This window comes from Amycolatopsis sp. NPDC049688, from assembly GCF_040674975.1.
In the GTDB taxonomy this organism is placed as follows: Bacteria; Actinomycetota; Actinomycetes; order Mycobacteriales; family Pseudonocardiaceae; genus Amycolatopsis.
This window is the reverse complement of record NZ_JBFANY010000006.1, coordinates 171452-192645: the sequence shown is the minus strand read 5'-3', so window position 1 is coordinate 192645 and position 21194 is coordinate 171452. Positions and strand designations below refer to the sequence as shown.

The window sequence follows — 21194 nt, the reverse complement described above, 5'->3', positions numbered from 1 at the left end:
GTCCGTGCGGCCGCGCCCCCTGGGCCCGGCCGCACGGGCGTGGCAACCCACAGATTTCCTGCAAAGGACGGATTTACCAGAATGGCGAACTACACCGCCGCCGACGTGAAGCGCCTGCGCGAGATGACCGGCGCCGGCATGATGGACTGCAAGAAGGCCCTCGAGGAGAACGGCGGCGACTTCGACAAGGCCGTCGAGTTCCTCCGCATCAAGGGCGCCAAGGACGTCGGCAAGCGCGCCGAGCGCGCCACCGCCGAGGGCCTGGTCACCGGCGACGGCGGCGTCCTCATCGAGCTCGACTCCGAGACCGACTTCGTCGCGAAGAACGCCGACTTCCAGGCGCTCGCCGCGAAGATCGTCGAGGTCGCGAAGACCCTCAAGACCTCCGACGTCGAGGCGCTCAAGGGTGCCGAGCTCGACGGCAAGACCGTCAACGAGGTCGTGCAGGAGCTGTCGGCCCGCATCGGCGAGAAGCTCGAGCTGCGCCGCGTCGTGGCCTTCGAGGGTCAGACCGCGACCTACCTGCACCGCCGCGGCTCCGACCTGCCGCCGGCCGTCGGTGTGCTCGTCGAGTTCACCGGTGACGACGCCGAGGCCGCCCGCGGGGCTGCCATGCAGGTCGCCGCGCTGCGCGCCAAGTACCTGACCCGCGACGAGGTGCCGGCCGAGATCGTCGAGAACGAGCGCCGCATCGCCGAGCAGACCGCCCGCGAGGAAGGCAAGCCGGAGCAGGCCATGCCGAAGATCATCGAGGGCAAGGTCAACGCCTACTACAAGGACAACGTCCTGCTCGAGCAGCCGTCGGTCAAGGACAACAAGAAGACCGTCAAGGCCCTGCTCGACGAGGCCGGCGTGACGCTGACCAAGTTCGCGCGCTTCGAGGTCGGCCAGGCCTGAGTTCAGGCCAGGGCGTAGGTTCTACCCCCACAGTGCCCCGTCTCCGTCCATCGGGGACGGGGCACTGTCGGGTCCAGAGGAATTCACAGCGGTCGAGGGGCGTAGGAGGCGACATAGATGGGTGACCGGGTCGAAGGTGGCTACCGGCGGGTGCTGCTGAAACTGGGCGGCGAAATGTTCGGCGGTGGTTCGATCGGCGTCGATCCGGATGTCGTCCACTCGGTCGCGCAGCAGATCGCCGACGTCGCCCGCACCGGCGTCCAGGTCGCGGTGGTGATCGGGGGCGGCAACTACTTCCGCGGCGCCGAACTCTCCCAGCGCGGCATGGACCGCGACCGCGCCGACTACATGGCGATGCTGGGCACCGTGATGAACTGCCTGGCGCTGCAGGACTTCCTGGAGAAGGAGGGCCTGCCGACCCGCGTGCAGACCGCCATCACGATGGGGCAGGTCGCCGAGCCGTACATCCCGCGCCGCGCCGAGCGGCACCTGGAGAAGGGCCGCGTCGTGATCTTCGGCGCCGGGGTCGGCATGCCGTACTTCTCCACCGACACCGCGGCCGCGCAGCGGGCGCTCGAACTGGGCTGCGAGGCCGTGCTGATGGCCAAGGCCGTCGACGGCGTCTACACCGCGGACCCGAAGGCCGACCCCACCGCCGAGATGTTCCGCGAGATCACCCACCGCGAGGTGCTGGAGCGGGACCTCAAGGTCGCCGACGCGACGGCGTTCAGCCTCTGCATGGACAACAACATGCCGATCATCGTGTTCAACCTGCTCACCGAGGGGAACATCGCCCGTGCGGTGAGTGGTGAAAGAATCGGCACGTTGGTCAGCACCCCCGCCGACGGGGTGCCGGCCTAGACCTGCTGGGATCAGCAAGCGCCACCCATCACAACAACGGGAGTGACCGTGATCGACGAGACCCTCCTCGATGCCGAGGAGAAGATGGAAAAAGCGGTGTCCGTCGCCAAGGACGAGCTGCAGTCGGTTCGCACCGGCCGGGCTTCGTCGGCGATGTTCTCGCGGATCGTCGTCGAGTACTACGGCTCGCCGACCCCGCTGAACCAGCTGGCCAGCGTGAACGTGCCGGAAGCCCGCATGGCGCTCATCAAGCCGTACGACCAGTCGCAGCTCGGCGCGATCGAGAAGGCGATCCGGGAGTCCGACCTCGGGGTGAACCCGAGCAACGACGGCCAGGTCATCCGCATCGTCATCCCGCAGCTCACCGAAGAGCGGCGCAAGGAGATGGTGAAGGTCGCCAAGGGCAAGGGCGAGGACGCCCGCGTCTCGATCCGCAGCGTCCGCCGCAAGGCCAAGGACGAGCTCGACCGCATCGCCAAGGACGGCGAGGCCGGCGAGGACGACGTCGCGCGCGCGGAGAAGGAACTGCAGAACCTGACCGACACCTACGTGCACAAGGTCGACGAGCTGGTCAAGCACAAGGAAGCCGAGCTGCTCGAGGTCTGATGGCACAGGTGAGCGAGGAACGCGAGGACCGGGTGGACGCGACCGGAGACGAACCGGCCGGCGCTCCCGGGACGCCGGGACCGGCCGACGCCGGCCTCCCGGCCGCGCCGGAGTTCCCGGGAACAGCGGGGGCGAACGGGCCGGAGTCGCCGGGTGCGACCGCCGCGACCTCGGGAACGGCCGACGCGGGCCGGATGCCGGCTGGGCCTGCGGCCCCGGCGAACGCGTCCCGGAACGGGGCCTCGGCCGCCGGCAGTCCGGATCCGGGGGCGACCTCGGCAACGGCCGCGGCGGCGGGGGAGGCGGACCGGTTGTCGGCCGCCGGGACCGTGGGTGCCGAAACCGGTGCTTCGGACACCCCGGCGCCGCCGGAGGCCGTCAAGAAGGCGTCCAAGGCCGGCCGGAACCTGCCCGCCGCCATCGGTGTCGCGCTGCTGCTCGGCGCGGCCATCATCGTTTCCCTGCTCACCGTGCGGTTCCTGTTCATCGGGATCATCGCGATCGCGATCGCGGTCGGCACCTTCGAGTTCGCCGGGGTGCTGCGCCGGGTCGCCGACATCAAGGTCGCGATGATCCCGGTGCTCGTCGGCGGGCAGGCCATGATCTGGCTGGCCTGGCCGTTCGGGCGGGAAGGCGCGCTCACCGCCTTCGTCCTCACCGTGCTCGCGTCCCTGCTCTGGCGGCTGCCCGGCGGCGCCAAGGGCTACCTGCGCGACATCAGCGCGTCCGTCTTCGCCGCCGCGTACCTGCCGCTCTTCGGCGCCTTCGCGGCCATGCTCGTGCCGCCGCACGACGGCGTCGGGCGGGTCCTGACCTTCCTCATCGGGGTCGTCGCCTCGGACACCGGTGGCTACATCGCCGGTGTCCTCGGCGGCAAGCACCCGATGGCGCCCAGCATCAGCCCGAAGAAGACCTGGGAAGGCTTCGGGGGTTCGCTCGTCGGCGGTGTCGTCGCCGGGGCGCTGACGCTCAGCCTCCTGCTCGACGGCCACGTCTGGCAGGGCGTGATCTTCGGCGTCGCCATCGTGCTCACCGCGACCCTCGGCGACCTCGTCGAGTCGCTGATCAAGCGCGACCTCGGCGTCAAGGACATGGGCACGCTGCTGCCCGGGCACGGCGGGATCATGGACCGCCTCGACTCGCTGCTGCCCTCAGCCGTCGTGTCCTGGCTGCTGCTTTCGGCGTTCGTGCCGCTCGGCTGAGGCCGCGGCCCACCCCATCGTCGCCCGCAGGCCGAGCAGCCGCTCGACGACGAGGGCGACTTCCGGCCGGTCGTCGTCGCGCCGGTGCAGCAGCGACCACGCCCAGCCCGGCTCCGGAGCGCCGATCGGGCGCCGCACCAGGCTCGGCGGGAACGGGGCCGTGTGCCGCTTCGGCGACTGCAACACCGGCACCCGCATCCGCGTGACGTGGTCGAAGAACGCCTGTCCCGTGACGCCGCCGTCGTCGATCCGGACGACGTGCGCGCCGCCGGCCGCCGCGTAGGCCAGCGCGAACTCGTTCCACGCCAGCCACGACGACTGGTCGGAGTCCACCAGCACCGACACCGCCGCCGCGGGCACCTCGGCCGCTCGGGCCAGCCGGTGGTCGCCCGGCAGGACCGCGGGCAACGTCTCGACGCGCACCAGGTGCGCCGCGAGATCCAGCTCCGTCAGCCGTCCCGCGTCGATCCACGCCAGCGCCAGGTCCAGGGTTCCTTCGGCGACGCGGACGGCCTGCGTGTGCGACGGCAGCACCCACTCGTCGAGCCGGACGACGTCGCCGAGCAGCTGCGTCAGTTCGGCCGGCAGCCAGCTCACGTGGCCCAGCCGCAGTTTCGTCCGCGCGGTGCCGCGGACCCGCCGCGCGGCCGCGTCGGCCAGCTCCAGGATCTGCCGGGCGTCGCCGACCAGGGCGGCGCCGGCGCGGGTGAGCTCGACGTGCCGCCGGTCGCGCACGAACAGCGCCGTGCCCAGCTCGCGTTCCAGCTGCTTGATCTGCTGCGACAGCGACGGGCTCGCGATGTGCAGCCGTTCCGCGGCCCGCCCGAAGTGCAGCTCCTCGGCCACCGCGAGGAAGTACCGCAGCTGCCGCAGTTCCATGGCAGCACGGTAGACCTGCGGTGGGAGGTTCCGCCTAACAGAGGTAGGCGATGGTTCGTGGACGGCCGAAGCGTCGGGGAGTTTGACTCGGCACATGCCCACCGAAACCCGAACCCCGGCGAAGCTCGCGTTGTCCGCCGTCTGCCTGGGCTTCCTGATGATCACGCTCGACGCGACCATCGTGAACCTCGCGCTGCCCGCGATCGGCGCCGATTTCGGTGAGCCGTCGACCGCCGCGCTGCAGTGGATCGTCGACGCCTACACCGTCGCGCTCGCCGCGTTCCTGCTCACCTGGGGTGCGGCCGGCGACCGCTGGGGTTCGCGGCGCGTCTTCGAGGCGGGAGTCGCCGTCTTCGTCGTCGCCAGCGTCGCCTGCGCGCTCGCCGGGAACACCACCTGGCTGATCGCCGCGCGGGCGGTGCAGGGTGCGGGTGCCGCCGCGCTGCTGCCGTCGTCGCTCGCGCTGATCGTCCACCAGTTCCCGGACGCGCGGGACCGGGCTCGCGCGCTCGGCGTCTGGGGCGGCATGAGCGGCGCCGGGCTCGCCGCCGGGCCGATGCTCGGCGGGCTCGCCGTGGGCCTGGCGGACTGGCGCCTGGTCTTCGCGGTCAACGTCCCGGTCGGGATCCTCGCGATCGTCCTGACGCGGCGGGCGGTCGCCGAGCCGCCGCGCCGCGAGACGACCCACCTCGATCTCGCGGGACAGCTCCTCGGCACGGCGTCGCTGGCCGCCTTCGTCGCCGGGTTCATCGAAGCCGGGCACGCGGGCTGGTCCGCGCCGGCGACGCTCGTCCTGCTCACCGGGGGAGCGGGGGCCGGTGCGGTGTTCGTGGCGGCCGAAAAGCGTGTCCGGGAACCCGTGCTCCCGCTCGGCATCCTGAAGAACCGGAACTTCGCGGTCGCCGCCGGGATCGGCGGCCTGTTCAACTTCTGCCTCTACGGCACGCTCTTCTGCCTTGCCCTGTACCTGCAACGCGCCTGGTCGCTCGGGGCGCTCGCCGCGGGGCTCGCCCTCGTGCCGCTGACCACCGCCGTCGGGCTCAACGCGTTCTTCAGCGGACGCCTGACCGGGCGCTTCGGCCCGCGCGTCCCGATGGTCGTGGGCGCGCTCGCCGGGTTCGCCGGCGCCCTCGGCTTCGCGGTACTGCCCGCGGACCGCGCGCTCGTGCTGTTCGTCGTGGCCTCGGTCGTCTTCGGCTGCTGCTCGCTCGCCATGCCCGCGATGACGTCGCTGGCGATGAACGCCTTGCCGGGGCAGGCCGGGCTGGCGGCGGGCGTGCTCAACGCGGCCCGCCAGACCGGCGGGGCGATCGGGGTCGCGCTCGTCGGCGCGCTGCTCCCGGCGGCCGGGATGGGGCTGGTGGCGGTCGGGTACGCGCTGGTCGCGGGGCTGGCGTTCGCCGCGCGTCAGTCGTCGTAGGGGTCGTCGACCTCGGCGCGGCCCCAGCCTTCGGCGACGCGCGAGTGGTCGATCACCGCGAAGACCGCGCCTTCGGGGTCGGCGAGGATCGACATCCGGCCGAACGGGGTGTCGTAGGGCTGGATCACGACCGTGCCGCCGTGCATGATCGACTCGCCCGCGACCGCGTCGACGCCGCGGGCCGGGTCGATGTCGAAGTAGACGAGCCAGTGCGGCGGGGTGTCCAGGCTGTACTCCGAACCCATCACGTACCGGTACAGCACCGGTTCGTGCTCGATGAGCCATTCGACGTAGTCGAGCATCTCGCCGTCGCCGATCTGATGGCTGGAGTAGGTGAACAGCTTGGTGTAGAAGTGGTCCGCCGCGACGCCGTCGTGGGTGTTGAGGTCCGCGCCGCTGAAGGTGTTCGGGATGCCGGTGACGAACTCCCAGTTCGGCGGCACCTCCCAGAACACGACCGGCGCGCCGCACGCGTCGAGGGCGTGCATGATCGTGCCGCGGTCCGGGATCGCCACCGGCCCGAGGGTGATCCGGCCGCCGAGGTGCTCCACCCACTCGGCCGCGCTGGCGGTGTGGGGCACGGAGATGTGCGGCACCCACCCCAGCGGCGCGCCCTGGGCGGCGCGGTACAGACCACCGACGGGGAGGTTGTTGATCGACGCGATGGCGTAGCGGCCGTCGGACGTCGCCGGGTCGCGCAGCGTGGTGTACTCCCAGCCGAAGAGGGCACCGTAGAATCTTTCCGCCACGGCCTGCTCGCGGCAGGCCAGCTCGATCCAGCACGGAATTCCGGCCGGGACCGGGGACGGGGTACTGGGCGGGCCGAATGCCATGTGGTGCTCCTCCCGAGACCCACCGAATTCTAGGCGTGATCCGTGAGGTTTCGGCCAAGATTTCGCCGCCGGAGGATCACTCCGGCCAACAGGCCCCGGAAGGAGCAGCGGGTGCGGTGGTCGTCGCGGCGCACGGAGGTCGTGCCGAGCCCGAACATCTGGTACTACCAGGCCGACTACGAGCTGGAGAACCGCGCGCAGGACAGCGGCGGAGAGATCTGGCGGGTGCTGCGGGAGGAGCACGACTGGACCGGCCGGGACGTGCTGGACGTCGGCTGCGGTGACGGGTTTCACTTGCCGCGCTTCGCCCGCGACGCCCGTTCCGTGCTCGGGGTCGAGCCGCACGAGCCGCTGGTGCGAAGTGCGCTGAAGCGGGTCGAGGGTCTGTCGAACGTGGACGTCCGGATGGGCCGGGCCCAGCGGCTGCCGGTCCGCAGCGCGAGCGTCGACGTGGTGCACGCGCGCACGGCGTACTTCTTCGGGCCCGGGTGCGAGCCGGGGCTGGCGGAGGCCGAACGGGTGCTGCGGCCGGGCGGCGCGATCCTGATCGTCGACCTCGACGTGACCAGCGAGCCCTACGGCCGCTGGATGCGCGCGGACCTACCGCACTACGACCCGGGCGCCGTGGAACGGTTCTTCGCCCGGGCCGGGTTCGGCTGCCGCCGCGTCGCGACCGAATGGCGGTTTGCCACCGCCGCGGACCTCGAAGCGGTGCTGAAGATCGAATTCAGCCGGCCGGTCGCCGAACAGGCGATCGCGGAGTCCTTGCAGCGTAACGGGAATCGCGGTCAGGACCTGACGCTGCCGGTGGGCTACCGCGTCCACACGCGGGTGAAGCCCACCGGCCTCGTCCTGCCAGGTCACTCGGCTGCCGTCTCGCCCGAAGCGGACTCTTCCTCGTCTTCGCCGAGGATGCCGTAGAGCGAGCGCCGGGCGTCGTTGAGGACCTCGGCCGCGCGGGCCTGCTGGCTCTCGGTGCCCGCGCGCATGATCTGCACGACGGCGGCGGCCAGGTTCTTGCCCGCCTTCGCGAGCCCGACCTCGGTCGGGTCGACGTCCTGCGCGATCTGCTCCCACGGCGGGGTGCTGTCCTGCTCCTCCGCAGCAGTGCGGCCAGCGTCGGTCAGCTCGAACAGCTTCTTGCCGTGCTCGTCCTTGCTGATGACCAGGCCTTCGTCGGCCAGCAGCTGCAGCGTCGGGTAGACCGAGCCGGGGCTCGGCCGCCAGAAGCCGCCGGAGCGCTCGCCGATTTCGCGGATGATCTCGTAGCCGTGCCGGGGCTGCTCGGCGAGCAGCGCCAGGATCGCGGCGCGGACGTCACCGCGGCGGCTGCGCCGTCCGCCGTGACCCCGCCGGTGCGGGCCGTGGCCGCGGCCGCGTCCACCGGGGCCGAAGCCCGGGGGGAACTCGCCGAAGCCGCCGAAGCCGCCGAAGGGCCCGAAAGGTGCGCGCCCACGTTCGTGAGCGAAGGGGTGTTGGTGCCTACGCATGTCTGTGTTCCTTTCTCGAACTGTTGCGACACGTTCACGATATATCGGAAACGGTCGCCCGGCAACCCGTCTCCGGTGAGCTGGCTCACGGAACTTGAGTCTTCAAGATCCGGCAGCCTAGATTAGGCAAGCCTAACCACCTGTTAGCGAAGGTAACGACCTGTGCGGACCCGCTCGCTCCCGCTGACGGCCGGGCTGCTGGTCCTCACCGCGGCCCTCGCCGCCGCCGTGCTGCTCAGCATCGCCGTCGGTACCCGCGGCCTGAGCCCGGGCACCGTGCTCGACGCGCTCTTCCACTTCGACCCGGCCGACCCCGGCCACCTGGTCGTCCGCGAACTCCGCCTCCCGCGCACCCTCGCCGGGGTCCTGTCCGGCGTCGCGCTCGGGCTGTCCGGCGCCGTCATCCAGGGCGCCACGCGCAACCCCCTGGCCGACCCGGGCCTGCTCGGCGTCAACGCCGGTGCCGCGCTCTTCGTCGTCCTCGGCATCGGCACGTTCGGCATCACCAGCGTCGGCGGGTACGTCTGGTTCGGCTTCCTGGGCGCGGCGGCCGCCGGCGGGGTCGTCTACGGCGTCAGTTCGCTCGGCCGCGCCGGGGCGACTCCGGTGAAGCTCGCCCTCGCCGGGGCCGCGGTGACGGCGGCGCTGGCCTCGGTGACGAGCGCGCTGCTGCTCACCGACCAGACGACCTTCGACCAGTTCCGGTTCTGGCAGGCCGGCTCGCTGACCGGCCGGGACGCGGCGACGATCAGCCAGGCCGTGCCGTTCGTGGTCGTGGGCGTGCTGCTCGCCCTGGTCGCCGCGCGCCGGCTCAACGCTCTCGCGCTCGGCGAAGACGTCGCCCGTTCCCTCGGCCAGAACGTCCCGGTGGCGCGGCTGGTCTGTGCGCTCGCCGTGGTCGTGCTCTGCGGTTCGGCGACGGCGATCGCCGGGCCGATCGCGTTCGTCGGGCTGACCGTCCCGCACGCCGCGCGCCTGGTCACCGGGCCCGACCACCGCTGGCTGCTCCCGTACTCGGCGTTGCTCGCGCCGCTGCTCCTGCTCGTCTCCGACGTCGTCGGCCGCGTTATCGCGCGTCCGGCCGAGGTGCAGGTCGGGATCGTCACCGCGCTCGTCGGGGCGCCGGTGTTCGTGTTCCTGGTGCGGCGCCGGAAGGTCGTGGCGGTGTGACCGCCGCCGGCGTGGTCGCCGCCGCCCGTCGTCGCGGGGCGGTCCGGGCGCGCGCGGTGTCGGTGGTGCTGACCATCGCCATCGTGGCCGTCTTCGCGGGTTCCCTGGCCGTGGGCGACTTCCCGGTGCCCCTCGGCGACCTGCCCGGACTGCTCTTCGGCGGCCAGGGGCGCGCGGCCTACGTCGTCACCGAACTCCGGCTGCCCCGGGCGATCACCGGTGTCCTGGTCGGCGTCGCCTTCGGGACGTCCGGCGCGCTCTTCCAGCGGCTCCTGCGCAATCCGCTGGCCAGCCCGGACGTCATCGGCGTGACGCAGGGCGCGAGCGCGGCGGCGGTCGTCGCGATCGTGCTGTTCGGCGCGGCAGGCCCGGTGGTTTCGGCCGCGGCGCTGGCCGGCGCGCTGCTCGCGGGGGCCACCATCTATCTCCTGGCCCGCCGCGGCGGTATCCACGGCTACCGCCTCGTCCTGGTCGGCGTCGGGGTCGGCGCGATGCTGACCAGCGTCGTGTCGTACCTGATGACCTGGGCCGACGTCACCCTCGCCCAGCAGGCCCTGGTCTGGCTGACCGGCAACCTCAACGGCCGCAGCTGGGACCACGTCGTCCCGCTCGCGGCCGCGCTCGCCGTCCTCCTGCCGGCCACGCTGATCCTGAGCCGCGCGTTGACCGGCCTGCAGCTCGGCGACGACACCGCGGCCGGGCTGGGGATCCACGTCGAACGCAGCCGCGTCGCCCTCCTGCTGGCCGCCGTCGCCCTCGCCGCCTTCGCGACGGCCGCTGCGGGGCCGGTCGCCTTCGTCGCCTTCGTCGCCAATCCGGTCGCGACGCGGCTCGTCGGCGGCGCCCGCGCGGGCCTTGCGCCCGCCGCACTGACCGGAGCGCTCGTGGTGCTGCTGGGCGACTTCGCGGCCCAGCACCTGCTCGGGACGCAGCTGCCGGTCGGTGTCGTCACCGGCGCCGTGGGCGCGCCGTACCTGCTGTGGCTGCTCGCCACCGCCAACCGCGCCGGGCGAGTGTGAGAGGAACGCCGTGACACTGCACACCGAGGACCTCGAACTCGGCTACGGGCCGCTGCGGGTGGTCAAGGGCCTCTCCGTCCGGATCCCGCCCGGCAAGGTCACCATGATCGTCGGGACCAACGCCTGCGGGAAGTCGACGCTCCTGCGCGGCCTCGCCCGGCTGCTGACGCCCACGAAAGGCGCGGTCTACCTGGACGGCAAGGGCATCACGACGTGGCGCAGCAAGGACGTCGCGACCGTGCTCGGCCTGCTCCCGCAGTCGCCGGCCGCGCCCGAAGGCATCACCGTCGCCGACCTCGTCGGCCGCGGCCGCTACCCGCACCAGGGCGTGTTCCGCCGCTGGAACGCCGAGGACGACGACGCCGTCGCGAAGGCGATGCTGGCGACGGACACCGTGGAGCTGGCCGCCCGCCCGGTCGACGAGCTGTCCGGCGGGCAGCGCCAGCGCGTCTGGATCGCCATGGCGCTGGCCCAGCGGACGCCGTTGCTGCTGCTCGACGAGCCCACGACGTTCCTCGACATCGCCCACCAGGTCGAGGTGCTCGACCTGCTGGCCGAGCTGAACGCCGCGGACGGCCGGACGATCGTCATCGTCCTGCACGACCTCAACCTGGCCGCCCGCTACGGCGACCACCTGATCGCGATGAAGGACGGCCGGATCGCCGCCGAGGGCGCGCCCGCCGACATCCTCACCGCCGAGCTCGTCGCCGACGTCTTCGGCATGCCCTGCCGGGTCATCGAAGACCCGGTATCCGCCACGCCCCTGGTCGTCCCGATCGGCCGGCGGCGGGCCGCTCCCCGAGAAGAAGGAACCCCCGATGCGTCCTAAGTGGACATCCATGGTCGCCGTCCTGGCGTCGGTCACGCTCCTCGCCGCCTGCAGCCAGCCGTCGAAGCCCAGCAGTTCGGGTGTCGGCGACCAGGACGTCGCCACCGGCGGCCGGCTGTTCTCCACCGCGGACAGCGCGACGGCCAAGCTCGGCGCGGACGCCGGTCCCGGTGTCTTCCCGCGCACGGTCACCCACGCGCTGGGCACGACGAAGCTGGACAAGAAGCCCACGCGGGTCGTCGTGCTCGACAGCGGCGAGCTCGACGACGTCCTCGCGCTCGGCGTCACCCCGGTCGGCATGGCGACGACAGCCGGGCAGAATGGCGTGCCGTCCTACCTGGCCGACCGCGTCAAGGGCATCCCGGCCGTCGGGGACATCAACAACCTCAACCTCGAACGGATCGCGGCGCTGACGCCGGACCTGATCGTCGGCAGCAAGCTGCGCGCCAACGACCTCTACCCGCAGCTGTCGAAGATCGCGCCGACGGTGTTCAGCATCCGGCCCGGGTTCCCGTGGAAGGAGAACCTGCTGCTGGTGGGGGCTTCGCTGGGTGAGGAGACGAAGGCCGTCGGGCTGCTGAACGACTACCAGAAGCGGGCGAACGAGGTGAAAGCCGGGATCAAGGGTGCGCCGGAGATCTCGCTGCTGCGGTTCGTCTCCGGCAACGTCCGCCTCTACGGCAACCTGTCCTTCATCGGCGTGATCCTCAAGGACGTCGGCCTCGCGCGGCCGCGGAACCAGAACATCGACGAGCTCGCCGCGCTGACCTCGAAAGAGCACATCGACGAGGCCGACGCCGACTGGATCTTCTATTCCAGTTACGGGGCCGGCCCGAACGCGGACGAGAAGGCCGTCACGGGCGGCGGTCTGTGGGCCGGGTTGAGCGCGGTCAAGGCCAAGCACGCCATCCCGGTCGCCGACGAGGTCTGGTTCCTCGGCCTCGGCCCGATCGGGGCGATGAAGGTCCTGGACGACCTCCAGAAGTACCTGGGCTGAGAAGATCGGGCGCGTGCCGGAAACCATCGACGAGATCGACGCGCGCCTGCTCCAGGCGCTGGGGGAGGACCCGCGGTCCACAGCGGTCGCGCTGGCCGAGCGGCTGGGCCTGTCCCGCAACACGGTGCAGGCCCGGCTCGTGCGCCTGGAGCAGCGCGGCGTCCTGCGGTCGTTCGAACGCCGCATCGACCCGGCGCGCCTCGGCTATCCGCTGCGGGCGTTCGTGAACGCGCAGGTCGACCAACGGCGTCTCGCCGAGATCGGCGAGTCCCTCGCCGCGATCCCCGAGGTCACCGAGGTGTGCGGGCTGACCGGGGCCAGCGACCTGATGGTGCAGGTGGTGGCCGTCGACGCCGACGACCTGTACCGGATCGCCGGGCACATCCTGGCCTCGCCCGGTGTCGAGCGGACGAACATCTCGCTCGTCATGCGCGAACTCGTCCCGTACCGCCTGGCGCCCCTGCTGGAGCGCGTGCATTCTGCGCAGCCGGGGGCCTGATCCTTCGACCTCAGGTGTGCATTCTGCGCACCTTCGGGGGCATCGGTTGTGCGATGCGTCCACCAGTGCTGTCCTGGTGTGCGCTTCCTGCCCGAAAGGTGCCGACGATGACCCATGCCCCCGTGACCGCCCCGGCGCTCACCGCGATCGAGCAGCGGGTCCTCTGGCTCGCCACCGCGATCGTGCACCAGGCCAACCGGGTCCGGCCCAACCCGTCGGGGCTTAAGGTCGGCGGCCACCAGGCGTCGTGCGCGTCGCTGGTGTCGATCATGACGTCGCTGTGGTTCCGGCACCTGCGGCCCGAGGACCGCGTCTCGGTGAAGCCGCACGCGTCGCCGGTGCTCCACGCGATCAACTACCTGCTCGGCGAGCTCGACGAGGCCTACCTGCCGACGCTGCGGGAATTCGGCGGCCTGCAGAGCTACCCGAGCCGCGCCAAGGACCCCGACCCCGTCGACTACTCGACCGGTTCGGTCGGCATCGGCGCCACCGCCCCGATCTGGGGCGCGCTGGCCCGCCGCTACCTGACCACGCGGGGGTCTTCGGCGGGCACCGGCCGCCAGTACTCGCTGGTCGGCGACGCCGAGCTGGACGAGGGCGCGATCTGGGAGGCCATCCTCGACCCGGCCGTCGCCGAGCTGGGCGAGATCGTCTGGATCGTCGACCTCAACCGCCAGTCGCTCGACCGGGTGGTCCCGAACATCGCGGCCGGGCGGCTGCAGGGCATGTTCGACGCCGCCGGCTGGCAGGTGCTGACGCTGAAGTACGGGCGGCTGCTGGAAGAGCTGTTCACCCGGCCCGGCGGCGCCGAGCTGCGGGCCCGCATCGACGGGATGCCGAACCCCGAGTACCAGCGGCTCCTGCGCTGCGACGCCGCCCAGGTGCGCGACCGGCTGCCCGCGGGCAACGCGGCCCTGGCGTCGCTGGTCGAGACGCTGGACGACGAGACGCTGCTCGCCGCCATCCGCAACCTCGGCGGCCACGACCTCGGCTCGCTCGACGAGGTCTTCGCGGCCATTTCGGACGACCGGCCGACGGTCATCTTCTGCTACACGGTCAAGGGCCGCGGCCTGCCCACCCAGGGGCACCCGCAGAACCACTCGTCGTTGCTGACCGTGGCGCAGATGGAGGAGCTGGCTGCTTCGCTGGGGACGGACCTCGCTTCGCCGTGGGAGGGCTTCGCCGACGGGTCGCCCGAAGCCGCGTTGTGCGCCGAAGTCGCTTCACGCCTTCGCCGTCCGGACGTCCCTTCGGCGCCTTCGCTGGACCTGCCCGTCGACATCGGACGTACGCCCTCCGGGACCGCTACGACGCAGGCGGCGCTGGGACGCGTCCTGCTCGACCTGACCCGCGAAGCACCCGAAGCGGCGAAGCGCGTGGTGACGGTCAGCCCCGACGTCAGTTCGACGACCAACCTCGGCGGCTGGGTCAACAAGGTCGGCGTCTGGTCGGCCACCGAGCGCCGCGACTGGTTCGAGGACGACCCCGAGACGATCATGCACTGGCGGGAGAAGCCGACCGGCCAGCACGTCGAGCTGGGCATCGCCGAGACGAACCTGGTCGGCCTGCTGGGCGAGCTCGGGGCGACCTGGAGCCGCTGGGGCGAGCCGCTGCTGCCCGTCGGCGTCATGTACGACCCGTTCGTCGAGCGGGCGCTGGAGCCGTGGTCGTTCGGCATCTACGCGGGCGGGCAGTCGATCCTGATCGGCACGCCGTCCGGCGTCACGCTCGCCCCGGAAGGCGGCGCGCACCAGTCGATCACCACGCCGTCGATCGGCATCGAGCAGCCCGGCTGCGTCAGCTACGAACCGGCGTTCGCGATCGACACCGAGTGGACGCTGTTGGCCGCGCTCGGCCGGCTCGGCAAACCGGGCGGGACGTCGTCGTACTTCCGGCTCTCGACCCGCCCGGTCGACCAGACCCTCGCCGCGGTGCCGGCCGACCCGGCCGCGCGGGAACGCCGTCGCCGCCAGGTCGTGGCGGGCGCATACCTGCTGCGGCGGGCTGCTTCACCGGCGGTGACGCTGGCGGCGATGGGTGCGCTCGTCCCGGACACCCTGGCGGCGGCCGAGCGGCTGGCCCAGGTCGGCGTCGAGGCCGACGTCGTGTGCGTGACCAGCCCGGGCCTGCTGTTCGAGGCCGTCCAGGCGCGGTCCGGCCGGGGCAGCGCCGAGTCGTGGATCCTCGACCAGGTGTTCCCGGCCTCCCGCGCTCGCCCGCTGGTGACGGTCCTCGACGGGCACCCGCACACGCTGGCGTTCCTCGCCGGGATCAACCGCGTGCCGTCGGTCGCGCTGGGCGTGACGAGCTTCGGGCAGTCGGGGTCGCTGGAGGACGTCTACCGCTACCACGGCATCGACACGGACGCGGTCATCCGGGCCGCGCTCGACGTCGTCAGCTGAAGGTCGCGCCGGCGAGTAGGGTGTCCATCTTGGCGTCCCAGCCGGGGAAGGACCCGTACTGGACGACCAGGATCCGGCTCGTCGGCAGCCACCACGACCGGACCTGGTTGTTCTGCGCCGAGTTCTCGCAGGTGACCTTCCAGCGGCCGTACTCGGCCGTCTTGGGCCCGATCTTCGCGAAGCCGGAGTCGAGGAGCGTGCTGCCGGTGGCGCCCGCGGCCTTCCCGGGCGGCGACGCGGGGGTGATGCAGGTCGGCAGGTCCGTGCCGGTGTACCAGCCGAAGGGCCGCTTCGTGCTGGGGAGGTTGATCGGCGCGTCCGGATCCACCTTGCGGAGGTCCAGGACGCGCGCTTCGCAGGCCACGGGGCCTTCGGCGATGCAGCCGTCCAGCAGGCCGTCCGGGCTGTGCTCGGTGTAGGTGGCGTTCGGCGGCAGCGGGAGGTGCAGGGATCCCACGGTCGCGTGCGTCCCGGCCACCGGGCTCGGCGCGGCCGGTCCCTCGGTCGTGGTGCTGCAGCCGGCGGCGCCCAAGGCGACCGCGACAGCCAGGACAAGGTGCCGGAAGGACACGAGCTCACCTCTTTCGTCGAACGCCGTCGATCATCCCTGTGGGTGATGCGGAGGTGGCGACCGGGGCTGGTGACCTGGGGCATACCCGGCCGGGGTGGCCCGGGCGGTCCTGGTGGGGGCGTGGGACACTGGTCTGGTTATGACTGCCCTTCCCCTCGTCTTCGACGCGCCCAAGCGCGGCCTCCCGCCGCGCCACCTCGCCGACCTCTCGGTGTCCGAGCGCGCGGCCGCGGTCGCCGAGTTGGGGGAGAAGCCGTTCCGCGCGAAGCAGCTGTCGAACCACTACTTCTCCCGGCTGACGGTCGACCCGGCGGAGATGACCGACATCCCGGCGGCGTCGCGCTCCCGGCTCGTCGAGTCGCTGATGCCGACGCTGCTGACCGAGGTCCGCGCCTTGGCGGCCGACGACGGCGCGACCCGCAAGACCCTGTGGCGCGCGCACGACGGCACGCTCCTGGAGAGCGTCCTGATGCGCTACCCGGACCGCGCGACGCTGTGCATTTCGAGCCAGGCGGGCTGCGGAATGGCGTGCCCGTTCTGCGCGACCGGCCAGGGCGGCCTCGACCGCAACCTGTCGACGGCGGAGATCGTGGACCAGGTCCGTTCCGCGGCGGCGGTCATGCGCGACGGCACGATGCCGGGCGGCCCGGGCCGGCTGTCGAACATCGTCTTCATGGGGATGGGCGAGCCGCTGGCCAACTACAAGCGCGTGGTGGCGGCGGTCCGGCGGATCACGGATCCGGCGCCCGGTGGTCTGGGGATCGGCCAGCGTTCGGTGACGGTGTCGACGGTGGGGTTGGCGCCGGCGATCCGGAAGCTGGCGGACGAGAAGATGCAGGTGCGGCTGGCGGTGTCGTTGCACACGCCGGATGACGAGCTGCGGGACACGCTGGTGCCGGTGAACAACCGGTGGTCGGTGGACGAGGTGTTGTCGGCGGCGCGGTATTACGCCGACACGTCGGGGCGTCGGGTGTCGATCGAGTACGCGTTGATCCGGGACATCAACGATCAGCCGTGGCGGGCGGAGCTGCTGGCTCGCCGGTTGCGGCAGCACCTGGGGCAGCTGGTTCACGTCAACGTGATTCCGCTGAACCCGACGCCGGGCAGCAAGTGGGACGCGTCGCCGAAGCCGGTGGAGCGGGAGTTCGTGCGGCTGGTCAACGCGGGCGGGGTCGCGTGCACGGTGCGGGATACCCGTGGCCAGGACATCGCCGCGGCCTGCGGCCAGCTGGCCGCAGAAGGCTGATCTTGTTCGTTCGATGATGGAGTGCTTGTCGTGATGTATGCCCCCAGCCTGTTGGATCCGGCTGCGGAGGAGCTTCGGCTCGCGGACGTGGTCGGTCGTGGAGCCACCGAGGTGGCTCGTGAAGCGCGGACGTTGTTGGGTGAGCGGTTCAGCTCGGTGACGTTCATGTACGTGCTGATGCGGGCGTTCGAGGTCGAGTACACCGCGGCGCGGGACGCGGCTCGGTGGCACGAGTTCCACGGGGGACCGCGCGCGCTGTCGGACGCGGACCTGGAGAACCTGCTTGCTCCCTGGCTCGAGCGCTGACCCTGGTTCAGCTGATCCGGTAGAGGTGCCCGCTCTGGACGGCGAGCACCACGAGTGCTTGGGGTGCCTCGCCCGAGGCCTGTCACTCGTGCCATCGCACTCGACGGCCTCGCGCTCAAAAGACTGGAGAAGAACTTTGTGGGCGCTGCCGGGTTCCGATCCGCAGCGCTCGCCTCGGATTGGGCCAGTCAGCTTGCGACGTCGACTGCCTGGACTCTCGGCCATGACCGACCTGCTGATCTACAACGGACCGGCCGTTGCCGAAGGCCGAGGTGACACGCACCGGCGGCGTCGGGGGACCGATGAAGTTCGTGGCTCAGGTCGTGCTCGACGCTTCGACGATCCTGTCGATCTTCTTGTGCCAGAACGATCCCGGTCTGTGCGACGAGTGGGACCCGGTATCGGGCGGTAACCGTGCCCTGCTGTTCCGGCGTGGGGACCTTGTCCCCGCCCTGGTGCCGGACGGGGACGAGACGCAGCTCGCGGAGGTGTGCGGCATCGAGGTAAAGCCGGTCGATGCCGACGGCTACGACGAAGCGCGCGGTAAGTGGTCAGTCGAGGCGGGCCGTCCCGAGGCTGAGATCCTCGGCATGGTGGGCGGTACGCCGGCGTGGCTGCAGAACCACGAGACCCCGGTGTGTCGGGTCTGCGCGACAGTGATGGAGTTCGCCGTGCAACTCGAGGAAGGCCGCGACCACAGCATCAACTTCGGCAGCGGGTGCGGGTACGCGTTCGTCTGTCGTGCCTGCGAGCAGGGCAGGTTCCTCTTCCAGTGTTGATCACCGAGCCACGAGCAGATCGTCCGTCGGTGTGGTCGCGGCCAGTTCGCCGACCTGGTCCCGCTCGGAACGATGGGCTCGAACCGTTCGTCGACGAGCCGGGGCACACGTTGGTTGGTGCATGTGAACGTGATTCCTTGAACCCAACGCCGGTCCGAAGTGGGATGCGTCGCCGAAGCCGGTGGAGCGGGATTTCGTGCGCCTGATTGACGCGGGCGGTGTCACGTGGGTGGTCTGGAACACCCGGCCAGGAGATCGTCGCCGCTTGTGGGCAGCTTGCTGCTGCGGGGTAAGCCCTCGTGACGTGAGATGTGTAGTCGGCAGCCCGACAATGCTCGCTCAGCGGCATGGGTGCGTTCGGGTCGACGCGGCACCGCGGGGCCTTCTGTCCGAAGAGGTGCATTGCATGAATTCCGGGGTATCCCGGCCGTCGACGGCCGACCCAGCGTGATCACCGTGCACTACCCGAGAGCCTGTGGGCTTCGTGGATCGGTTCGTCACATTCGACAGCCAGATCGAGGGCCAGGTGCAGATTCTTGACCGCTTCCTCGTGGCAACCCAGGTGCGTGTAGGCGTGCCCGAGATTCCGAAGAGTATTCATCTTTGCGGCCGGTCCGGGTAAGAACTCCAGGATCTCCGAAGTGGCTTGCCGCACGGTGAGCTGATCCTGGCGTTGCCCCCGCCGTTCGCAGAACGTCGTCAATCCCCAGGCCAGCTGCCATACTTCATCATGCCAGCCAGACGTCTTCGCGATGTGTTGAGCTGCCAACAAGCCAGCCCGCTCAGCGTCGAACCAAGCCATTGCTGCGCCACCATCGGTCATCGAGGCCGCCTTGACACCCGGCACGGCCGACGCGACCTGGATGGCCTTGCGGTGTGGCGCGAGAAGGCGGTCGGCTGCGCAGGCCGTTTGCGCGTAGAAACTCACGACCCGGCGCAGGGACGCGCTTCGTATCTCTTCAGAAAGATCACTGTGGGCCGTGGCGTCGGCGTACGCGCGAATCAGGTCATGCATGGAGTACCGGTGGTCCGGGTTGCGGTCGAGCATCGACGCCTGCTCCAAATGTTGCAGCACCGAAGCGACTTGCCCTTCATTGAGACCAGTTAGCTTCGCGACTGCCAGCAGGGAGATATCAGGACCTGGGGCGATGCCGAGAAAAGCGAACACTGTGTGCTGTTGACCTGTGAACCGCCGCAAAGACCAGGAAAGCACGGTCGGCAAGCTCGTCAGGGGATCATCGCCGTCGAGTGCGGCCAGACCCAGCTCGCGTAGTTCGGCGGTGAATTCGGTCAGAGAGAGCCGGGGGCGAGTGCAGGCACTACTCGCTGTAAGAGCCAACGCTAGCGGGTGACGGCCACAGAGTCGGATGAGCTCCGTCGCGGCGTCGCGTTCAGCGGCGACGCGCGCATGACCCAGGCGCTGGGCGAGAAGTTGATGCGCTTCGTCCTCACGAAGGAGAGTCAGGGGTAGGTGCTCGGCACTGTACCGGGTAATCAGCAATGACAGCGTCTTTCTGCTCGTGACCAACACGGTGCAGGCGGGCGAGTTCGGTAACAGAGGTTCGACCTGCTCATCAGTGGCAGCGTTGTCCAGGACAATCAACATCCGCTTGTTCGCCACCAAGCTGCGATACATGTTCATCTGCGTGGCCACATCTGGAGGTATGCACCCAGGAGCGACACCCAGTGCCTCCAGGAACATGCGCAGGGCGTCGGCCGCGTGGAGAGACACCTCTGAGGGGGAGAACCCGTGAAAGGCAACGAACAACTGACCATCGGGGAACTCGGTGGCATGCTCATGTGCCCACTGCACCGCGAGCCACGTCTTGCCGATCCCGCCGGCGCCTGCCAGCGCTGAGATCAGCATCAACCGGCCGGGATCGTCCGGGTGGCCCGCGGACATGCTCAAGGTGGAAAGTTCGTGAGCTCGGCCCACGAAGGAGCTTGGCTTCGGAGGAAGTTGTCGCAGTCTTGCCCTCATTGCACTTCACGCCGCGTAGCAGTCGCTGTCAGTTACACCTGATGCGACGCTCATCGGCATGAGAGTGCACCTGGACATACGGCCAGCCGGCAGCATGAGAGTGTGAGGTGTGGCGCCAAAAGATTCAGTCGGCAATGACCGATTTTCCGGCCAACGTGGAGGATGACGCGGGTGACTTACCGATCAGGCGCTTGATCCTGTGGAACCCGGCCTCGCCGCTTTACCCGTAAGTGCGCTCGGCGACGTCATGCACTGGCGGTTGAAGTGCACGAAAGTTCGCACGTGCGTACATTGACCTCTCGTGCGACTTGCCCGAGCGTGGTCAACGTGCCCCGGGAGGACGCATGTTCGAACACGAGACCTCGGCTGCGCCGATCGGAACCAGGGCAGGAAAGGTACTCCCTCGCCACCATGCGGCCACCTCTGGGCGCGTCGAGGGACTGTTGGCGCTCCAACGTACGGTCGGTAACGCGGCCATGGTCGCGCACCTTGCTGCTGTCCAACGGTGTGGTACCCGATCAGGCAACTGTGAAGACGGCCCGCAATCCGTGCAGCGACAGCCGGAGGATGACCGTTTCGACCACGTCCCCGTCACGCTCGTGGCGGCGGCCTCCCTCCGCCCGCCGCCGGACTGGTCTGGGAGCGTCTGCGAGTGGCTGCGTTCCGTCATCGACCGCCTGCTCAACGGCAGTGCCGACGGGTGGTCGACCAGCGGTCTGAAGGAACGCTACGCGGACATGCTCGGAGACAAGAAACTCTGGGCTACGCGGCGCACCGGTCCTCGGTCATGGGAGAGCCACCAGCAGGCTTACGAACAGCAGAGGCGGGGGTTGGCGAACCGGCTGCAGCAGTGGCGCGATCAGAACTGCGACGACGAGGGAGGTCCCGGTCTTCCTGCCGACGTCTTCGAGTGGGTCAACCGCCCCGCACCCAGCCATCCGGCCGGTGTTGTACCGATGTCGGCGAACCAGACACGTTCGTCCCTGCCGACCTGGGAAGAAGTCGCTGAAGTCGCCGTCGTCGTGGGTCTGAGCCTCAGTGTGGTCGCCGCCATTCTGGTCGCCCTCGCGGACCCGGAGCCGGTGTCCAAACTCGCCGCGATCGGACTGACGGAGGAGATCACCACCGCCCTGCTGGTCCGCCTGGGCTACGCGGCGGCATTGACCGGCGGCGCGGCAAGTACCGCCGCACGGTGAAGCAAGACGAG

General features: G+C 70.4%; 21 protein-coding genes and 1 pseudogene. 17 read left to right on the top strand and 5 right to left on the bottom strand.

From position 1 onward, the window contains the following. The first annotated feature begins 81 nt into the window (after positions 1–81). The 4 genes from tsf (at position 82) to AB0J55_RS22040 (ending at position 3566) form a co-directional block, all read left to right on the top strand. A complete protein-coding gene (gene tsf, locus AB0J55_RS22055) occupies positions 82–897 on the top strand; it encodes a translation elongation factor Ts (RefSeq protein WP_191310245.1) in 816 nt (271 codons plus the stop codon). Positions 898–1014: 117 nt separating this feature from the next. Then, complete coding sequence (gene pyrH, locus AB0J55_RS22050) at positions 1015–1758, top strand: UMP kinase (RefSeq protein ID WP_003065595.1); 744 nt, start codon at positions 1015–1017, stop codon at positions 1756–1758. A gap of 48 nt (positions 1759–1806) precedes the next feature. Then, complete coding sequence (gene frr / locus AB0J55_RS22045) at positions 1807–2364, top strand: ribosome recycling factor (RefSeq protein WP_003065592.1); 558 nt, start codon at positions 1807–1809, stop codon at positions 2362–2364. Positions 2365–2693: 329 nt separating this feature from the next. Then, positions 2694–3566 carry a phosphatidate cytidylyltransferase gene (locus AB0J55_RS22040; protein ID WP_364251929.1) on the top strand — a complete coding sequence of 291 codons (873 nt, stop codon included), beginning with the start codon at positions 2694–2696 and terminating at the stop codon, positions 3564–3566. On the opposite strand, the gene AB0J55_RS22035 is transcribed toward AB0J55_RS22040, so the two are convergent. Next, positions 3516–4445 (bottom strand): LysR family transcriptional regulator, encoded by a 930-nt coding sequence (locus AB0J55_RS22035; protein ID WP_364251292.1) that lies wholly within the window; start codon positions 4443–4445, stop codon positions 3516–3518. The genes AB0J55_RS22040 and AB0J55_RS22035 overlap by 51 nt on opposite strands. Before the next feature lie 94 nt (positions 4446–4539). Here AB0J55_RS22035 and AB0J55_RS22030 point away from each other — a divergent pair, with 94 nt between their 5' ends. Further along, complete coding sequence (locus tag AB0J55_RS22030; RefSeq protein ID WP_364251289.1) at positions 4540–5865, top strand: MFS transporter; 1326 nt, start codon at positions 4540–4542, stop codon at positions 5863–5865. Here the strand turns inward: AB0J55_RS22030 and AB0J55_RS22025 are convergent. Continuing rightward, on the bottom strand, positions 5853–6698 hold the full coding sequence (locus AB0J55_RS22025; protein WP_364251286.1) for a VOC family protein: 846 nt from the start codon (positions 6696–6698) through the stop codon (positions 5853–5855). The genes AB0J55_RS22030 and AB0J55_RS22025 overlap by 13 nt on opposite strands. A 111-nt stretch (positions 6699–6809) precedes the next feature. Between AB0J55_RS22025 and AB0J55_RS22020 the strand changes: the two genes are divergently transcribed. Further along, positions 6810–7619, top strand: coding sequence for a class I SAM-dependent methyltransferase (locus AB0J55_RS22020; RefSeq protein ID WP_364251283.1), 810 nt, complete (start codon positions 6810–6812; stop codon positions 7617–7619). On the opposite strand, the gene AB0J55_RS22015 is transcribed toward AB0J55_RS22020, so the two are convergent. Continuing rightward, a complete protein-coding gene (locus tag AB0J55_RS22015) occupies positions 7559–8188 on the bottom strand; it encodes a PadR family transcriptional regulator (RefSeq protein WP_364251280.1) in 630 nt (209 codons plus the stop codon). The genes AB0J55_RS22020 and AB0J55_RS22015 overlap by 61 nt on opposite strands. A gap of 162 nt (positions 8189–8350) precedes the next feature. Here AB0J55_RS22015 and AB0J55_RS22010 point away from each other — a divergent pair, with 162 nt between their 5' ends. From AB0J55_RS22010 to AB0J55_RS21985, 6 genes are all read left to right on the top strand, one after another. After that, the gene (locus AB0J55_RS22010) at positions 8351–9358 is read left to right on the top strand and encodes an iron chelate uptake ABC transporter family permease subunit (RefSeq protein WP_364251277.1); all 1008 of its coding nucleotides are present in this window, start codon (positions 8351–8353) and stop codon (positions 9356–9358) included. Beyond that, positions 9355–10377, top strand: coding sequence for an iron chelate uptake ABC transporter family permease subunit (locus AB0J55_RS22005; protein WP_364251274.1), 1023 nt, complete (start codon positions 9355–9357; stop codon positions 10375–10377). Before AB0J55_RS22010 ends, AB0J55_RS22005 begins: the two co-directional genes overlap by 4 nt. Positions 10378–10387: 10 nt before the next feature. Next, entirely contained in the window at positions 10388–11206 is an 819-nt protein-coding gene (locus AB0J55_RS22000) for an ABC transporter ATP-binding protein (RefSeq protein ID WP_364251271.1), read from the top strand. Continuing rightward, entirely contained in the window at positions 11196–12203 is a 1008-nt protein-coding gene (locus AB0J55_RS21995) for an iron-siderophore ABC transporter substrate-binding protein (RefSeq protein ID WP_364251268.1), read from the top strand. Before AB0J55_RS22000 ends, AB0J55_RS21995 begins: the two co-directional genes overlap by 11 nt. A gap of 13 nt (positions 12204–12216) precedes the next feature. After that, positions 12217–12702 (top strand): Lrp/AsnC family transcriptional regulator, encoded by a 486-nt coding sequence (locus AB0J55_RS21990; RefSeq protein WP_364251265.1) that lies wholly within the window; start codon positions 12217–12219, stop codon positions 12700–12702. 107 nt (positions 12703–12809) lie between these two features. After that, the gene (locus tag AB0J55_RS21985; protein WP_364251262.1) at positions 12810–15104 is read left to right on the top strand and encodes a pyruvate dehydrogenase; all 2295 of its coding nucleotides are present in this window, start codon (positions 12810–12812) and stop codon (positions 15102–15104) included. On the opposite strand, the gene AB0J55_RS21980 is transcribed toward AB0J55_RS21985, so the two are convergent. Next, positions 15097–15675: a hypothetical protein gene (locus AB0J55_RS21980; protein WP_364251259.1), complete on the bottom strand. Its 579-nt coding sequence runs from the start codon at positions 15673–15675 to the stop codon at positions 15097–15099. The genes AB0J55_RS21985 and AB0J55_RS21980 overlap by 8 nt on opposite strands. A gap of 139 nt (positions 15676–15814) precedes the next feature. Between AB0J55_RS21980 and rlmN the strand changes: the two genes are divergently transcribed. From rlmN to AB0J55_RS21960, 4 genes and pseudogenes are all read left to right on the top strand, one after another. Continuing rightward, positions 15815–16921 (top strand): 23S rRNA (adenine(2503)-C(2))-methyltransferase RlmN, encoded by a 1107-nt coding sequence (gene rlmN, locus AB0J55_RS21975; RefSeq protein WP_364251256.1) that lies wholly within the window; start codon positions 15815–15817, stop codon positions 16919–16921. Positions 16922–16954: 33 nt separating this feature from the next. Beyond that, positions 16955–17227: a hypothetical protein gene (locus tag AB0J55_RS21970; protein WP_364251253.1), complete on the top strand. Its 273-nt coding sequence runs from the start codon at positions 16955–16957 to the stop codon at positions 17225–17227. A 257-nt stretch (positions 17228–17484) separates the two neighbouring features. Continuing rightward, a complete protein-coding gene (locus AB0J55_RS21965) occupies positions 17485–18006 on the top strand; it encodes a hypothetical protein (protein WP_364251250.1) in 522 nt (173 codons plus the stop codon). Positions 18007–18157: 151 nt separating this feature from the next. After that, positions 18158–18299: pseudogene (locus AB0J55_RS21960) on the top strand (23S rRNA (adenine(2503)-C(2))-methyltransferase RlmN); the annotation flags it as partial. A 158-nt stretch (positions 18300–18457) separates the two neighbouring features. On the opposite strand, the gene AB0J55_RS21955 reads toward AB0J55_RS21960, so the two are convergent. Continuing rightward, entirely contained in the window at positions 18458–19909 is a 1452-nt protein-coding gene (locus AB0J55_RS21955) for an NB-ARC domain-containing protein (protein WP_364251926.1), read from the bottom strand. Between the two features lie 422 nt (positions 19910–20331). On the opposite strand from AB0J55_RS21955, the gene AB0J55_RS21950 reads away from it, so the two are divergent. Beyond that, a complete protein-coding gene (locus AB0J55_RS21950; RefSeq protein ID WP_364251247.1) occupies positions 20332–21183 on the top strand; it encodes a hypothetical protein in 852 nt (283 codons plus the stop codon). Positions 21184–21194 lie beyond the last annotated feature (11 nt).